The sequence below is a fragment of the Microbacterium tumbae genome (assembly GCF_054780175.1).
Genome location: NZ_BAAGWV010000001.1, coordinates 1,214,467 through 1,229,291, shown reverse-complemented (window position 1 = coordinate 1,229,291; position 14,825 = coordinate 1,214,467). Strand labels below are relative to the sequence as shown.

General features: G+C 68.6%; 14 protein-coding genes. 4 read left to right on the top strand and 10 right to left on the bottom strand.

Features of this window, described 5'->3' with window-relative positions:
• Positions 1-3 precede the first annotated feature (3 nt).
• From ACYVGQ_RS05695 to ACYVGQ_RS05685, 3 genes are all read right to left on the bottom strand, one after another.
• Positions 4-882, bottom strand: coding sequence for a carbohydrate ABC transporter permease (locus tag ACYVGQ_RS05695; protein WP_460783580.1), 879 nt, complete (start codon positions 880-882; stop codon positions 4-6).
• Positions 879-1,784 (bottom strand): carbohydrate ABC transporter permease, encoded by a 906-nt coding sequence (locus ACYVGQ_RS05690; RefSeq protein WP_460783578.1) that lies wholly within the window; start codon positions 1,782-1,784, stop codon positions 879-881. Before ACYVGQ_RS05690 ends, ACYVGQ_RS05695 begins: the two co-directional genes overlap by 4 nt.
• A 68-nt stretch (positions 1,785-1,852) precedes the next feature.
• The gene (locus ACYVGQ_RS05685) at positions 1,853-3,088 is read right to left on the bottom strand and encodes an ABC transporter substrate-binding protein (protein WP_460783577.1); all 1,236 of its coding nucleotides are present in this window, start codon (positions 3,086-3,088) and stop codon (positions 1,853-1,855) included.
• A 201-nt stretch (positions 3,089-3,289) separates the two neighbouring features.
• On the opposite strand from ACYVGQ_RS05685, the gene ACYVGQ_RS05680 reads away from it, so the two are divergent.
• From ACYVGQ_RS05680 to ACYVGQ_RS05670, 3 genes are read left to right on the top strand one after another with little or no spacing between them, the layout of a single operon-like run.
• Complete coding sequence (locus tag ACYVGQ_RS05680) at positions 3,290-4,438, top strand: ROK family protein (RefSeq protein WP_460783576.1); 1,149 nt, start codon at positions 3,290-3,292, stop codon at positions 4,436-4,438.
• A gap of 8 nt (positions 4,439-4,446) precedes the next feature.
• Positions 4,447-5,433 (top strand): Gfo/Idh/MocA family protein, encoded by a 987-nt coding sequence (locus tag ACYVGQ_RS05675; protein WP_460783575.1) that lies wholly within the window; start codon positions 4,447-4,449, stop codon positions 5,431-5,433.
• Positions 5,430-6,443 (top strand): Gfo/Idh/MocA family protein, encoded by a 1,014-nt coding sequence (locus ACYVGQ_RS05670; RefSeq protein ID WP_460783574.1) that lies wholly within the window; start codon positions 5,430-5,432, stop codon positions 6,441-6,443. The genes ACYVGQ_RS05675 and ACYVGQ_RS05670 overlap by 4 nt, the downstream gene beginning before the upstream one ends.
• Positions 6,444-6,534: 91 nt before the next feature.
• On the opposite strand, the gene ACYVGQ_RS05665 is transcribed toward ACYVGQ_RS05670, so the two are convergent.
• Positions 6,535-6,978, bottom strand: coding sequence for a hypothetical protein (locus ACYVGQ_RS05665; protein ID WP_460783573.1), 444 nt, complete (start codon positions 6,976-6,978; stop codon positions 6,535-6,537).
• A gap of 75 nt (positions 6,979-7,053) precedes the next feature.
• On the opposite strand from ACYVGQ_RS05665, the gene ACYVGQ_RS05660 reads away from it, so the two are divergent.
• The gene (locus tag ACYVGQ_RS05660; protein WP_460783572.1) at positions 7,054-7,848 is read left to right on the top strand and encodes an SDR family NAD(P)-dependent oxidoreductase; all 795 of its coding nucleotides are present in this window, start codon (positions 7,054-7,056) and stop codon (positions 7,846-7,848) included.
• A gap of 233 nt (positions 7,849-8,081) precedes the next feature.
• Here the strand turns inward: ACYVGQ_RS05660 and ACYVGQ_RS05655 are convergent, their stop codons facing one another.
• From ACYVGQ_RS05655 to ACYVGQ_RS05630, 6 genes are all read right to left on the bottom strand, one after another.
• On the bottom strand, positions 8,082-8,984 hold the full coding sequence (locus tag ACYVGQ_RS05655) for a glycine betaine ABC transporter substrate-binding protein (RefSeq protein WP_460783571.1): 903 nt from the start codon (positions 8,982-8,984) through the stop codon (positions 8,082-8,084).
• Between the two features lie 51 nt (positions 8,985-9,035).
• Entirely contained in the window at positions 9,036-10,001 is a 966-nt protein-coding gene (locus tag ACYVGQ_RS05650; RefSeq protein WP_460783570.1) for an ABC transporter permease, read from the bottom strand.
• A complete protein-coding gene (locus ACYVGQ_RS05645) occupies positions 10,001-11,302 on the bottom strand; it encodes a quaternary amine ABC transporter ATP-binding protein (RefSeq protein ID WP_460783569.1) in 1,302 nt (433 codons plus the stop codon). Before ACYVGQ_RS05645 ends, ACYVGQ_RS05650 begins: the two co-directional genes overlap by 1 nt.
• Before the next feature lie 355 nt (positions 11,303-11,657).
• Positions 11,658-12,692, bottom strand: coding sequence for an alcohol dehydrogenase catalytic domain-containing protein (locus ACYVGQ_RS05640; RefSeq protein WP_460783568.1), 1,035 nt, complete (start codon positions 12,690-12,692; stop codon positions 11,658-11,660).
• Entirely contained in the window at positions 12,692-13,786 is a 1,095-nt protein-coding gene (locus ACYVGQ_RS05635) for a M20 family metallopeptidase (protein ID WP_460783567.1), read from the bottom strand. The genes ACYVGQ_RS05640 and ACYVGQ_RS05635 overlap by 1 nt, the downstream gene beginning before the upstream one ends.
• A complete protein-coding gene (locus ACYVGQ_RS05630) occupies positions 13,783-14,805 on the bottom strand; it encodes a LacI family DNA-binding transcriptional regulator (RefSeq protein ID WP_460783566.1) in 1,023 nt (340 codons plus the stop codon). Before ACYVGQ_RS05630 ends, ACYVGQ_RS05635 begins: the two co-directional genes overlap by 4 nt.
• Positions 14,806-14,825 lie beyond the last annotated feature (20 nt).

Below are 14,825 nucleotides of genomic sequence, written 5' to 3'. Positions count from 1 at the left end.
CCATCAGCCCTTGATCCCCGTGCCGGTGACGCCCTCTTGCACATAGCGCTGCGCGATCAGGTAGGCCATGAAGATCGGGATCAGCGCGACCACCGAACCCGCCAGCATCACGCTCAGCGGTACGTTCTGCTGTTGCAGCGAGGAGATGCCGACCGTGAGGGTGAACATGTCGTTCGACTTCGCGATGATCAGCGGCCAGAGGAAGTCGTTCCAGTGCCAGAGGAACACGAAGATTCCGAGCGTCGCCAGCACTGGCTTGCACAACGGGAGCACGATTCGCAGGAAGATGCGGAACTCCCCGGCGCCATCGATCCGCGCCGCCTCGAAGAGCTCGTCCGGCAGGCCCTCGATGAACTGGCGCATGAGGAACACCGCCTGAGCGTTCGCCAGGGTCGGCAGGATGAGCCCCCAGTACTCGTCGACGCCGCCGATGTTCGCCATGAGGATGAAAGTGGGGATGAGCGTGACGTGGAACGGCACCATCACCATCGACAGGAACGACCAGAACATCACCTCCTTGCCCGCGAAGCGCTTCTTGGCGAAGGCGTATCCGGCCAGCGCCGACAGGAACAGCACCGCGACGACCGAGACGAGCGAGTAGACCAGGGTGTTGAACAGCCAGATGAGGATGTTCTGGCCGCCGAGCACCTGTGCGTAGGAGTCCAGGGAGACCCCGCCCCAGGGCAGCAGCGACGAGGGGAAGTCGACCACCGCACCCGGCTTCAGGCTCAGCACGACCATCGCATAGAAGGGGAAGAAGCTGAAGATCGCGGCGACGCCGAGCCACAGCCAGCGGAGGAAGACGCCCTTCCCGTTGGGTTCGAGTGCCCGATAGGAGCGCTGCTTCCCGCGAGGGTTCACGGCCGGCACTGCGGTGGTCATTTCTGCTTTCCGATCACGAGACGCTGGATGAGCGCGACGACGAGGGTCATGATGAACAGCGCTACGCCGGCGGCGGCGGCGTAGCCGTAGTTGAAGTACTTGAAGCCCTGGTCGTAGATCAAGTAGACGAGCGAGTAGCTCGCATTCGCGGGTCCGCCCTGAGTCATGACGTAGATGACGTCGAACACCTGGAACGCGGCGGTCGTCTCGATGACGGCGAGGAAGAAGATCGTCGGTCGCAGGTACGGGAGGATGATGTACCGGAAGCGCTGCCAGGCGTTGGCGCCGTCGACGAGCGCCGCCTCCTCCAGCTCGCGGGGGACGTCCTGCATGGCCGCGATCATGATCATCATCCCGTAGCCGAACCGGGACCAGACCCCGACGACGACGATCGCGGGCACGACGAGGACGGTGCTCGCGAGCCATGAGCCGCCGAGGCCGAGCGGAGCCATGAGCGCCGCCCACGGTCCGCTGCTGGAGAAGATCCACACGAAGATGGAGCCTGCCAGCACGAGCGAGGTGATGACGGGCAGGAAGAAGATCGAGCGGAAGAAGCGGGAGCCGCGAAAGGCACGGCGCACGCCGAGCGCCATGACGGTCGAGAGCACGAGCGAGATCGGTACGGCGAAGACCGTGTAGATCAGCGTCGTCGACATCGCCCGCCAGAAGAGGGGATCGGCGACGAGACGCTGGAAGTGGTCGAGGCCGCGCCAGGCGATCTCACCGGAGATGTCGTACTCGAAGAAGCTCAGCGCGACCCCGACGATGGCCGGTCCGAAGCGGAAGGCCAGGAACAGGAGGAAGGCCGGCAGTACGAACAGCAGCGCGACGCGCGCCTCCCGTCGCGCCAGGACGCGCTTCGTGATGCCCGCGGGCTGGGTGATCGGCCGCGCCGTCGTCATATCAGTACCTCGTGTCGGGGTGATGGGGGTGCGGTCGGGGCCGCACCCCCATCGTGGTCGGATCAGCGTCAGTTCAGCAGCGGTGCCGCGGCGGAGGCGGCATCCTTCAGCGCCTGCTCCGGAGTCTTCTGCCCCAGCAGCGCCGCCTGGATCTCCGGTGACAGCACACCCATCACCTCGCGGGAGGCACTGCCGATCTCGCCGACGGTCGTGTTCGGAACGTACTGCTCGACCTGGCCGAGCAGCGAGTCCGCCGGATAGATGGGGTCGCCCTCCAGCGCCGAGAAGTACCCGGACTCCTCGAGATATGGAGCGATGACGTCTGGGCTGGTGGCGTACTCGGCGAAGGCGCCTGCCGCCTCCTTTTCACCTGCACCCTTGAGCATGGCGAGCGTGCCGACCGTGCCGTAGGCGACGGACTCCTCGTCGCTCAGCGGCGGGAGGACCATGATGTTCTCCTCGCCCCAGAAGGGCTCGACCTCGGGTACGACGTTGTTCCACGTGCACCCGACCTTGCCCTGCGCGATGAGGGTCTGCTCCAGCGGCACCGAGGTCGTCAGTGCGTCGGGGTCGAGCGCGCCCAGGTCGGCGAGCTCGGTGAGGAAGGACAGCGCCTCGACCCCGGCGTCGCCGTCGAAGCCGACCTGGCCGTCATCGGTGAAGACGTCGCCACCGGCCTGCCAGAGCAGCGGGTAGAAGGTTATGTTGAGGGTGTTCTCCGCGGAGGCGGGATAGTTGGCGACGTAGAGCCCAGCGTCGACGAACTTCGGCGCGATCTCGAGCAGGTCGTCCCAGGTCCTGGGGAACTCCGTCACCCCCGCCACGTCGAACACGGCCTTGTTGCAGATGAGCGTCTGGACGCTGGTGAGCATCGGGGCGCCCATCAGGTTTCCGTCGAGCGTGATCGAGTCGGTGACGTTGTCGAGGATCGAGTCCTTGTACTCCGAGGTGAGGTAGTCGTCCATGGGCTCGATGGAGGACTCGTAGGCGGCGAGCTGGTCGGGCACGAGGTAGACGAGATCAGGACCCTTGTTCGCGGCGATCGCGGTCTGCAGGCTCTCGTCGCGGTTGGCCCAGGGGAAGATCTCATAGTCGACGGTGACGCCCTCGTGCTCGGCCTCGAAGTCGGCGATCGTCTGGTCCCAGAAGTCCTTGTGCGCGGCTTCGTCCGCGATCACGGGGTAGATCCAGACGGTGACCTCCTGGTCACCTCCGGCGGCGTCTCCGCCACCGGAAGAACATCCGGCCACGAGGCCGACGGCGGCGAGTCCTGCGACCGCGCCGATGATTTTCTTGAATCGCATGGTGCTCCTTTGCTGGGACCGTCCAGGGGTGGAGCTATTATGACATTGCAATGTGATAATTGGTCAAGCGTTCTCATGTAACGAGTTTGTTAACCGCATGAATCCGGGCCTTGATCTACGGACCTAGAGATCTCGATTTTCCCGAATCGAGTGTGCTAATTTGTTCGCACGTTGATGAAGACCTGGAGACGAGGAGGACGGATGAGCCGCACAGCACTCGCGCCCGTCGCCGTCCGTCTTGCTCTGCACCTGCGCGAGCATGGCCCCCATACGGTCACCGAGCTCGCTCAGGCACTGGAGATCTCCCGTACCTCGGTGGAGACCGCACTCGTCGGCCTCGAGGGCAGCGGGATCGCCGCAGACGCTCCGGCTTCGACCACGAAGGGCGCCGGACGGCCGGCCAGGCGGTTCGCGTTCCAGTCGTCCCACGGCGTCGTCGTCGGCGTCGACGTCGGCGCCCACAGCATCCGCGTGCTGCTGGCGGATCTCGCCGGCGTCGTCCTCGCGCAGACCTCGGCTCCCGGCCTACGGCCGGACGCCGACGGCGCAACGCAGCTCGACCAGGTCGTCTCGGTGATGTCGGCGGCCGCAGCGGAGGCCGGCGTCTCCGCGACCCGGTTCCGTGCGATCGGGGTCTCACTGCCGGGCATCGTGGACGACAGCGGCCGCGTCCTCGCATCCGTCGTCATCCCGACCTGGGCGGGCATCGACATCGTCGCCCACCTTCGCTCCGCGTTCTCCTGCCCGATCGTCGTCGACAACGGCGTACGCCTCGCCGCCGTGGCCGAGCACCATCTCGGCGCCGCGCGCCTCATCGACGAGGTCCTCTATCTGTCGGTCGGCAACCGCGTCGCCGCCGGCCTCATCCTCGAGGGACGACCGCGCCGCGGCGTGCACAATGTGGCCGGAGACATCGGGCGCCTGGCCTTCCGCGGACTCAACGCCCGGACCGGCCAGATCGACTGGCGAAGCGCCGCCGACGCCGAGGCCGTCTTCCGGCGCGCCGAGGAGGGCGACGCCGATGCGCGCCGCGAGCTCGACGCCTTCGTCGACGAGCTCGCTCACGGCATCGCCACGCTCGTGATGACCGTCGACCCGGCGATCGTGGTCATCGGCGGCGGGCTCTCCCTCGCGAGGGAGCGCCTGCTCGCCCCGCTGCGGGAGGCGGTGACAAGGCACATCGGACTCCCCATCGACGTCCCGATCGTCGGCGCGCGGCTCGGCGCGGACGCGGCAGCCCACGGCGCACTCGCCTTCGCCTTCGCCCGTTGCACGAGTGACATCTATGGCATCCCGCAGATGTCCCCTCCCCCGCTCACCCCGCTGCCGCAAGCGCCGGCCCCTCTCTAAGGATCTCCATGCCCGAGCTCACAGTCGGCCTCATCGGCGCCGGCGGAATTTCCCGCGTGCACGCCGACGCTTGGCGCGCCCTCGGCGTCCGAGGCGTCGTGACCTCGCTCGCCGGCTCGGAGGAGATCGCGGCGGAATACGGCTTCACTGTAGCGGCCGATGTTCCCGCACTGCTCGACCAGGTCGACATCGTCGACATCGTCACCCCGAGCGGCACGCATCCGGGCATCGCGCTCGCCGCCATCGCCGCCGGCAGGCATGTGGTGTGCGAGAAGCCCCTGGCGCCGAACGCCGCACAGGCCGAGGAGATCGTCGAGGCGGCGAGCGCGGCCGGTGTGCGCCTGTTCCCTGCACATGTGGTGCGCTATTTCCCGGAGTACTCCCGGATCAAGGAGCAGCTGGAGGCGGGGGCCATCGGCAGACTCGCGACGCAGCGTTTCTTCCGCATGGGAGCTGCGCCGTCGGCGGGGTGGTTCTTCCGCGAGTCGACCGGCGGCGGTGTCATCCGCGACCTCATGATCCACGACATCGACCAGGCTCTCTGGTTCGCGGGTCCCGCGACCCACGTCTACGCCGTGCAGAACCCGCCGACGTCCGACGACCTCGTGCCCTCCCCCGTCACTGCGCAGGTCGTGCTCACGCACGCGAACGGCGTCATCACCCATCTCCAGGCGACGTGGGTGGCGCCGGGCATCCCGTTCCGCACGAGCGTGGAGGTGTCCGGCTCGCGCGGACGCCTGACCTACAGCAGCGGCACCGACACCGCGCTGCTCGTTGATACCCTCGCCACCGCTGCGAGCGACTACATGCCCCCGATGTCGCCGGAGGACAGCCCGTACTTCCGCGAGCTCGCCGACTTCCTCACTGCGATCGGAGAGGAACGCCCCGCGCGCGTGTCCGGCGCCGATGGCATCGCCGCCGTCGCCGTGGCCGAGGCCGCCTACGCCTCGATCGCCACCGGTCGTCCCGTCCCGCTCTCGGAGGCCTCCCGATGACTCTCAGGATCGCCGTGCTCTCCTTCGCCCACGGTCACGCGCTCAGCTACGTCGCAGCACTGAAGCAGCTGCCGGACGTGGAGCTGATCGCAACCGACCCCGATGGCGCCTCCGCGCCCGATGAGGCCTTGCGGGGTGCGGAGCTCGCCGCCGAGCTGGGCGTCGCCTACGTCGAGACCTACGAAGAGGCGTTCGCCTGGGAGCCGGATGCGGTCATCGTCACGGCCGAGAACGCGCGGCATCGCGACCTCGTGCTGCGCGCGGCCGAGGCCGGCGTGCACGTGCTGTGCGAGAAGCCGCTCGCCACGAGCGTCGCCGATGCCGTCGCCATGCGCGAGGTGTGCGAGCGCGCCGGCGTCATCCTCGCGGTGGCATACCCGGTGCGCTTCGCCCCGGAATTCCGCGACGCGCTGGCGCAGGTGCGCAGCGGAGCGCTCGGCCGGGTCATCGGCGTGACGGGGATCAACAACGGCAAGCTTCCCGCCGACCGAGCGTGGTTCACCGACCCGGGGCTCGCAGGCGGCGGCGCGCTCGTGGACCACGTCGTGCACTGCGCCGATCTGCTCGACGAGCTGCTCGGTGAGCGCGCATCCACCGTCCGCGCCGTCTCGAACGACATCCTGTACGCCGAGCACGGTCTCGCCGTGGAGACCGGCGGCATGGTGACGGTGACCTACCCCGGAGGCGTGATCGCCACGATCGACTGCTCCTGGAGCTGGCCGGCGAGCTCGCCGACCTGGGGCGGCCTCACGCTGCAGATCGTGGCGGAGCGCGGGACGATCACGGTGAGCCCCTTCGCCCGGGGCGTCGCCGGACATGACGCGGAGGGTGAGACCTGGTCGCCCACGGGTCCCGACCTGGACACGCTGCTTCTCGCCTCCTTCGTGAAAGGTCTGCGCGAAGGGCGGCAGATCCAGCCGGACGCCGCGGTGGGCATCCGCACGGTGGAGATCGTGAAGGCGGCACAGGCGTCCGCCGCCGCAGGCGGAGCCGTCGTGGCGCTCGACTGACGCGCGAGGCACGATTGAACCCTCACCATCGCCGGCCCACACAAGAACCACGGCGACGGTGTTCGACCGCCGCTGCGCGGCGCCGACGGCGTCAATCCGGCATGACGCGGCGCGCCAGCGCCTGCACATCGCCATCGAGCCCGTCCAGTCTGTTCTCGACCTTGTCCAGGCGCATCTCGACCTTGTCCAGGCGCTGATCCGTGGCGTCGAAGCGACGGTCGACCGCCTCGAAGCGCAAGATCATCTCGGTACGCAGGCTGCCGAACTCCGCACGCACGCTGCCGAACTCCGCACGCACGCTGTCGAACTGCGCCGAGATCGTCCGCATCATCAGCTGAGTCGTCACAGCGATCATGCCCGTGAGCGCGGCGGCGAGAATGCCGAGCGCCGTCCAGATCTGCGGCTCCGTCAAAGCGATCACCCTTCCATGATCCGTGGTCACCGCCAAGAATGCCAGCATGCGCCGACGGTAAGAGGACTCCAGCGCACGAACGGTGGACAACTTTTCGAAACGAACTGATGTGCAGGAAAACACATGTCACACTTCCCAGGGCATGGATCGACCTCCTCCTCTGTTTCCCCTACGGTCGACAGCAACGAAGGGAACACCATGCGCATCGACCTCGGCGGCAAGACCGCCCTCGTCACCGGATCCACCCAGGGCATCGGCCGCGCGATCGCCGCGACGCTCGCCGATGCCGGAGCGCGCGTCGCGATCAACGGGCGCAGCGCGGACACCGTGGGATCCGTCATCGCCGAGCTGCAGGCGGAGAACCCGCGTCGTGCGCTCGTCGCGGCGGCGGGCGACGTCACGACGCCGCAGGGCGCGGATGCCGTGCTGCGGGCCGCCGGCGACGTCGACGTCCTCGTGAACAACCTCGGCATCTTCGGCGCGGAGCCCGCGCTGGAGATCTCGGACGACGAGTGGCGACGCTACTTCGAGGTGAACGTCCTCGCCGCGGTGCGCCTCATCCGCGCCACGCTGCCGGGGATGAAGGCCCGCGGCTGGGGACGCGTGCTGAACATCGCCAGCGACTCCGCGGTGGTGATCCCCGTGGAGATGATCCACTACGGCATGTCCAAGACCGCGCTCCTGGCCGTCTCGCGCGGTTTCGCGAAGGACGCCGCGGGCACCGGCGTCACCGTGAACTCCGTCCTCGCGGGCCCCACGCACACCGGCGGGGTCGAGAACTTCGTCTACGAGCTCGTCGACACCGCACTGCCCTGGGACGAGGCGCAGCGCGAGTTCATGCGCCTGCATCGCCCGCAGTCGCTGCTGCAGCGTCTCATCGAGCCCGAGGAGATCGCGAACATGGTCGCCTATCTCGCCTCCCCGCTCGCCTCGGCGACGACCGGTGCAGCGGTGCGCGTCGACGGCGGCTACGTGGACTCGATCGTGCCCTGACCGCACCCGGTCATCGCGGGGCGCTGCACCGTGGGACGGCACCCGCCGACAGTTCGGCGACGGCGACGTTCCACGGATGCGGTGACGGCTCTCGGATGAATCGGACCGAGACGTCCGCGGATCGTCACCGCATCCGCTGATCGTCCCGGCCCTGCGGCACACCGTCGCCGCGGGGCCCGAACGGAAAAGGGGGCGCCGCGACCGCGACGCCCCCTCCCGATTTCAGCCCCGGGTCATTCCACGACCCAGTCGAACTGGTCGCCGTTGGCCTCGAGCCACGCGTCGATGGCCTCGGCCTCGTTGCCCTCGCCGTACTCGTTGACAACGAGGTCCTCGAGCGAGCCGTACTGGTCGTCGTCGAGCGTGATCTGCTCCACGAGCTCCGCCGCCTCGGGAAACTCCTCCGCGAAGCCCTTGTGCGCGATGAAGTTCAGCGTCTCCGCCTCGCCCATGGCGCCGAGCGGATCCTCGAGGTCCTTGACGTCATAGGCGCTGTTGGCCCAGAACGGGCGCCAGAGCGTGACGACGACCTCTTCCTCGTTGTCGATGGCCTCGCCGAGCACCGTCAGCATGGCGGCCGTCGACGACGTCTCCAGGGTGTACTCGCCGTCGAGGCCGTAGGCCGGGATCATCGAGTCCTGCGTCTTGGCGGTGAGGCCGGCACCCGGCTCGATGCCGATGATCTTCCCGTCGAAGAGGTCGGCATTGTCCTTGAGGTCCTCGATCGAGTCGATCGAGGAATAGCTCGGAACCGCGATCGTGAGCTTCGCGTTCTCGTAATAGGCGCCGAGGTCTTCGAGGTCCTCGGCGTACGTCGCCATGTACTCGGCGTGCGTCACCTCCGGCCACGCCGAGGGGAACATGTCGATGTCGCCCTGCGCGAGGCCCGTGTAGAGCGGGCCGGCATCGGTCAGCGTCTGCAGCTCGACCGTGTAACCGAGCTTCTCGAGCTGATCCTGCACGAGGTAGGCCATGCTCAGGCCGTCGCTCCAGGTGGGGATGAAGCCGAGCGTGATGGTGCCCTTGCTCTCCTCGCCGCCATCGCCTCCGGCGGCATCGTTGCCCGTCGCGCATCCCGCGAGGGCGAGTGCTGCGACGGCCCCCAGAGCGACGGTTGCTGTGATTCGGTTCTTCATGGTGCTTCCTTTCGTATGTTCTGGTGCGTTACGTATGGGTTCGGGGTGGGATCAGGGAGCCGCTTTACGGGGGCCGGCCGCGACGAGCTCCTCGGCCTCCGCGCGCGCCTCTGCCACGGCATCGGTCCGGGCGGCCCGTGCCGCACCGCGGCGACGCGACAGCATCCCGAGCAGCGACGACGGGTACTCGTTCGGCGTGCCGAGGGCCGCCGTCACACGGTCGAGGAACACGGCGATGAGCACGACGCCGAGGCCGGCCTCGACGCCCTTGCCGATGTTCACGGTCGAGATCGCCTCGACGACGCGCTTGCCCAGGCCGTCGGCGCCGGCCATGCCGGCGATGACCGCCATGGACAGCGCGAGCATGATGACCTGGTTGACGCCCGCCATGATCGTGGGCATCGCGAGCGGGAGCTGGATGCCGCGGAGGATCTGCCCCGGCTTCGCGCCGAAGGCCTTCCCGGCCTCGACCGTCTCCGCGTCCACGCCGCGGATGCCGAGCTCGGTCATGCGCACGCCGGGAGGCAGCGCGAAGATGACCGTCGCGACGAGGCCCGGCACGACGCCGATGCTGAAGAACACGATCGCCGGGATGAGATAGACGAACGCCGGCATCGTCTGCATGAAGTCGAGCACCGGCTTGAGCACGGCGCGGACGGCGTCGTTGCGCGCCGACCAGATCCCCAACGGGAGCGCGATGAGCAGGGCGACGACCGCGGCGACGAGCACGAGCGACATGGTCTGCATCGCGGGGATCCACAGCTCGAGGCTGAGGACCAGCAGGAACGACACGACCGTTCCGAGCGTCATCCAGACCGAGCGCACCGCCCAGGCGATCACCGCCGCCAGCAGGATGATCACGACGATCGGGGTGCCGGTGAGCACGTCGGTCAGCCCGTTCACGAGGAAGCGGACCACGAGCGCGATCACGTCGAGCAGTCCGTCCAGATTGTCCTTGATCCAGTCGACGGCCGCGGCCACCCACTCGCCGATCGGGATGCGGGGGAAACCGTCCATCAGCGCACCTCCCCTTCGCTCGGGGCGCCATCGGTCACGGCATCGGCCGCCTCGCCGAGGACGGCGGCGATCTCCGCCTGGGAGACCGGCGGCAGCGGCAACGCGATCTCCTCGGTGGCACCGGGGCCGGGTCCGAGCGCTGCGAGCAGGGTGACGCGGGGGATCACGCCGGCGAGGCGCCCCTCGGCATCCGTGACGGCCAGCGGCAGCGGCGACTCGACCGCGGGGACGAACAGGTTCATGAGGACCTCGTCCTCGCGGACGCTCTGCGGCACCGGCTTGATGACGCTCGCCAGCTGCGTCTCGCCCTTGCGGATCAGCTTCACGGCATCCCGATCGGTGACGATGCCGAGGAGCTTGCGATCGCGCCCGGTGACGTATGCGGCCGACATGTAGGCGTCCCTCATCTGGCGCAGCGCCGTGCGGGGCCCAGCCGACTCCGCCACGACGGGCCGCGGACGCTCCATGACATGGGACGCCGTGAGCACGCGCGCCCGGTCGACATCCTGCACGAACTGCTCGACGTAGTCGTTGGCCGGATCGGTGAGGATGTCCTCCGGCGTGCCGATCTGGACGATGCGCCCATCGCGCATGACCGCGATCCGGTCGCCGAGGAACATCGCCTCGTTGAGGTCGTGCGTGATGAACACGATCGTCTTCCGCAGCTTCTGCTGAAGTTCGAGCAGCTGCTCCTGCATCTCGCGGCGGATGAGCGGGTCGAGAGCGCTGAACGCCTCGTCCATCAGCAGGATGTCGGTGTCGGCGGCGAGCGCGCGGGCGATGCCGACGCGCTGCTGCATCCCTCCGGAGAGCTCGCTGGGCAGCTTCTCCCCCCAGCCGGCGAGTCCGACGAGCGCGAGGACCTCCTCCGCCTTCGCCAGGCGTTCCGCCCTGCCCACGCCCTTGAGCTCGAGCGGATAGGCGACGTTCGCGGCGACCGTGCGATGCGGCAGCAGCGCGAAGTGCTGGAAGACCATCGAGACACGGTCGCGACGGATCTCACGGAGGCGAGAGGCGGGGATGCCGGTGATCTCGTCGCCGCCGACCTGGACGCTGCCGGCGGTCGTGTCGTGCAGGCCGTTGAGCATGCGGATGATGGTGGACTTGCCCGAGCCGGAGAGGCCCATGATGACGAAGATCTCGCCCTTCTCGACCGTGAAGCTCGCATCGATGACCGCGGCGGTGCCGGCATCCTTGATGTCGGTCCTCGACTCGCCGGCCTTCAGCCGGCGGACGGCTTGGCTCGGACTCCGTCCGAACACCTTGAAGAGATGGCGCGCTTGCAGAGCGGTTTCGGTCACGTTTCCCCCGCGCGGCTCACCGTTGTTCGGGCTCGGCGAGCCTGCTTCGGTTACGCCCGGGTGATGTCCGCGAGGCCGTTTCGACAGCGCTGCGCTGGCGGCTCTGGCAGCGATTTCGGATCGCCGCGAAGGACATCGACCGTACGCCCGCGCCTCTTCGTAGCACAGCTGTTTTCGAAAGAAGGACGCGGCCGCGGACTGGTCTTCAGGCCGAAAGGCCCGCATTCCAACGTAACGAAATGGCCGATCAGAGCCAAATCCCGGCGTGTCGCGAACTGCGGGAATCCTCGTGTGAACGGGGATTCCTCACCAGGCGGCGCGCCGCGCGCCATCGCCCGGCGATGGATGCTGCGCGTCACCACGAGTCTCGAACGTCGATGACCATCTTGTGCACCGTTCGGTCCTCCTCCAGTGCGCGGAGAGCGTCGGACCAGTCCGCCAGATCGAAGTGATGGGTGACGAGCGGAGCAGGATCGAAAGCCCCTGCGTTCAGGAATTCGATCGCCGCCGCCATGGACGACGTCTGCGCGAAGGAACCGAGAACCGTGAGGTCCCGGCGGAAGAGGTCGTAGGGTCGGAGTCTGATGGTCGCCTCCGGTGCGGCCACGCCGTAGAGCATCACCGAACCGCCGTCGCCGACGAGATCGAGCGCAGCCTCCGCGACGGCAGGGGCGCCCGTGACGTCGACGACGAGTCCGAAGCGGGATCCGCGTGCCGCCTCGGCGAGCGCAGGCTGCCCGCTCGGGGAGGCATCCCGAGCCAGTGGCAGGAGCGTGGTCGCCCCGAACCCGCTCATGGCCTCGAGCTTGAAGCCGTCGGGCGCGGCGACCGTCACCTCGGTCACGCCGCGATGACGGAGCCCGGCGATCATGACGGCCGCCGAGGGACCGGCCCCGAACACGAGCGCATGCTCGCCCGCCGAGGGCGCGAGACGGTCCAAGCCGTTCATGACGCAGGCGACCGGTTCGACGAAGGGCGTCATCTCCATCGGCATGTCGCCGACCGCGAACACGTTGCCCTCGGGCACGACGATGAAGCCGGCGGCCCCGCCGTTCTCGAGCACGCCGAAGCTGCGCAGGCTCTGGCACTGCATCGACGGGCGTCGGCGGCACACCGCGCAGACGCCGCACGGTACGTTCGGGTTCACCGCCACGCGCTGCCCGGGGGAGAGCGTCGTCACATGCTCGCCGACCTCATCGACGATCCCGCCGATCTCGTGCCCGGGGACCACCGGATACGCCACCGGGATCGTGCCGCGGTGCACGTGGAGATCGGTGCCGCACACGCCCACGCGTTCGACGGCGATCCGCACATCGCCGGGGCCGACGGCCGGATCGGCGAGCTCGACGACCTGCGCCCGTTCCGGTCCGACGTACTGCACCGCTCGCATCAGCCCTCCTTCGACCAGGCTTCGACGACGACGCGATAGTTCTCGAGCGCCCGCACGACCGCCTCGAGCGAGACCTTCTCGTCCTTCGCGTGGACGCCGGTCGGATCGCCGGGACCCCAGACGACGATCGGCGTGCCCGGATTCAACGACCGCACGAGGACCGATGCATCCGTGAAGTACGCGACCGGTTCCGTCATGAGCGGCGCGGGCAGGGAGCGGATCCACGGGTCCGAGGCATCCGACCACACCGGGTCCAGCCGCAGATCGGTGCGCACATGATCGACCCGTTGCGTCCACCAGCGCTCGATCGCCGAGACGTCGGCATCGACGACACGGTGATCGACGCCGACTCGCGCTCCTGCCGGCACGATGTTGTGAGCGAGGCCTCCCGTGAAGGTGCCGACGTTCACCGTCTCCGCGCCGAGCTCGGAGTGGGTGCGCAGCGGGAGGGAACCGAGCTCCCCCAGAACTCCGGAGATCTTCAGCACGGCGTTCTCGCCGCGCTCGGGGGTGCTGCCGTGCGCGGCGACGCCTTCCGCCCCGGCCGTGAGCCAGTATGCACCCCTGTGCCCGAGCGCGATCCGATTGCCGGTCGACTCCGGCACGATCACCGCAGCGACGTCGGCCCTCTCACGAGGCGTCAGGAGTTCGTGCACGGCGGGGGCGCCCAAGCAGCCCGCCTCTTCCCCGATCGTGACGGCAAGCGCCACCCGAGATCCTGCGGCGATCCCCTCCGCGACGACGGTCATCGCCGCCGCCAGACCGGACTTCATGTCGGAGGCTCCGCGTCCGTGCAGGAACCCGGATTCGACGACCGCATCGAAGGGCGGGAACTCCCAGTCGGCGGGGTCGCCTGCAGGAACCGTGTCGATGTGGCACGAGAACAGCAGAACCCGCCCCTCGACCGCCGGCGGGAGCACGACGAACGCGTCGCCTCCGGTCGCGACCCTGACCGCATCGGCGTCACCGGTCAGCGCGCGCATGATGTCGGCCGCGTCGTGGAGCGCGCGACGCTCGCCGTCCGTGCCCGTCGTCGAATCGTGCCCCATGAGTCGGCGCAGCAGAGCGATCGTCTCACGCTCCCGCACGGTCACGATGCGCGCCTCGTGCTCTCGCGCTCGACGAGCCGCGGAGTCAGCGCGATCCGGGTCGCCGGCCCCTGCGATCGACCGGCGACCGCGCGTTGCGCGAGCAGACGGAGAACTTCCTGCGCCATCTGAGCGGTCGGCTGGGCCAGCGTCGTCAGTCGCGGCGACACGAAGCGACTGAACACGATGTCGTCGATTCCGGTCACCTGCACCTCGTCCGGCACGCGGACTCCAAGCTCCTGGCAGCCGCGGAGCACACCGATCGCCAGCAGATCGTCGGCGCACACGATCGCGTCCGGCCTGGTGTCCGCGGGACGGTCGAGAAGGGAGAGAGCGGCGCGCTCGCCGCTGTCGACCGAGAACTCCCCCAGCACGATGCCGTCTTCGGCCGCCTCGAGGCCCAGCAGTTCCACGCCCGCCCTGAATCCGCGCAACCGGTCGACCGTCGAGGAGTTCGTCATCCGGGATGTGACGAAGGCGACGCGGCGGCCTCCGCGATCGCGTACGTGCTCGAGCACCAGACCGAGGGCCCGCTCGTCGTCGAGGCCCACCCAGTCGGTGTCGGCGACGTCGACGCGCCGGTCGAGCTGGACCAGGGGGACGACCGCTGCCGTGCGCGCGACCGCGTCGACGCTGCCGACCGAATCGCACGGGCTCACCACGATGCCGTCGACGTGACGCTCGAGCAGGAGCCGCAGGTGCTTGTCCTCCAGCTCTGGATCCTGGCGAGAGTCGCACAGGATCAGCTGCTTGCCGCTGTCGTGCAGTGCGCCCTCGATGCTGTCGACGAGGCTTGTGAAGAAGGGGTTGAGGATGCTCGGCACGACGACGCCGACGGTATCCGTGCGCTGCTGGCGCAGAGCCCGCGCGATGCCGTTGCTGCTGTAGTCCAGCCGGTCCGCGGCCGCGCGGACGCGATCTGCGATATCGGCGCCGACGGGTCTGGAACCGGCGAGCACCCGCGAGACCGTGGCGGTCGAGACTCCCGCCGCCTTCGCGACGTCTGCGAGAGTCACGTTGCCCATGTCGTAAATCTAGCGGTTGC

What these genes read in the sequence shown, in the direction of transcription:
- ACYVGQ_RS05695 (WP_460783580.1), bottom strand. Translation starts at nt 882, where the DNA reads ATGACCACCGCAGTGCCGGCCGTGAACCCTCGCGGGAAGCAGCGCTCC.
- ACYVGQ_RS05690 (WP_460783578.1), bottom strand. Translation starts at nt 1,784, where the DNA reads ATGACGACGGCGCGGCCGATCACCCAGCCCGCGGGCATCACGAAGCGC.
- ACYVGQ_RS05685 (WP_460783577.1), bottom strand. Translation starts at nt 3,088, where the DNA reads ATGCGATTCAAGAAAATCATCGGCGCGGTCGCAGGACTCGCCGCCGTC.
- ACYVGQ_RS05680 (WP_460783576.1), top strand. Translation starts at nt 3,290, where the DNA reads ATGAGCCGCACAGCACTCGCGCCCGTCGCCGTCCGTCTTGCTCTGCAC.
- ACYVGQ_RS05675 (WP_460783575.1), top strand. Translation starts at nt 4,447, where the DNA reads ATGCCCGAGCTCACAGTCGGCCTCATCGGCGCCGGCGGAATTTCCCGC.
- ACYVGQ_RS05670 (WP_460783574.1), top strand. Translation starts at nt 5,430, where the DNA reads ATGACTCTCAGGATCGCCGTGCTCTCCTTCGCCCACGGTCACGCGCTC.
- ACYVGQ_RS05660 (WP_460783572.1), top strand. Translation starts at nt 7,054, where the DNA reads ATGCGCATCGACCTCGGCGGCAAGACCGCCCTCGTCACCGGATCCACC.
- ACYVGQ_RS05655 (WP_460783571.1), bottom strand. Translation starts at nt 8,984, where the DNA reads ATGAAGAACCGAATCACAGCAACCGTCGCTCTGGGGGCCGTCGCAGCA.
- ACYVGQ_RS05650 (WP_460783570.1), bottom strand. Translation starts at nt 10,001, where the DNA reads ATGGACGGTTTCCCCCGCATCCCGATCGGCGAGTGGGTGGCCGCGGCC.
- ACYVGQ_RS05640 (WP_460783568.1), bottom strand. Translation starts at nt 12,692, where the DNA reads ATGCGAGCGGTGCAGTACGTCGGACCGGAACGGGCGCAGGTCGTCGAG.
- ACYVGQ_RS05630 (WP_460783566.1), bottom strand. Translation starts at nt 14,805, where the DNA reads ATGGGCAACGTGACTCTCGCAGACGTCGCGAAGGCGGCGGGAGTCTCG.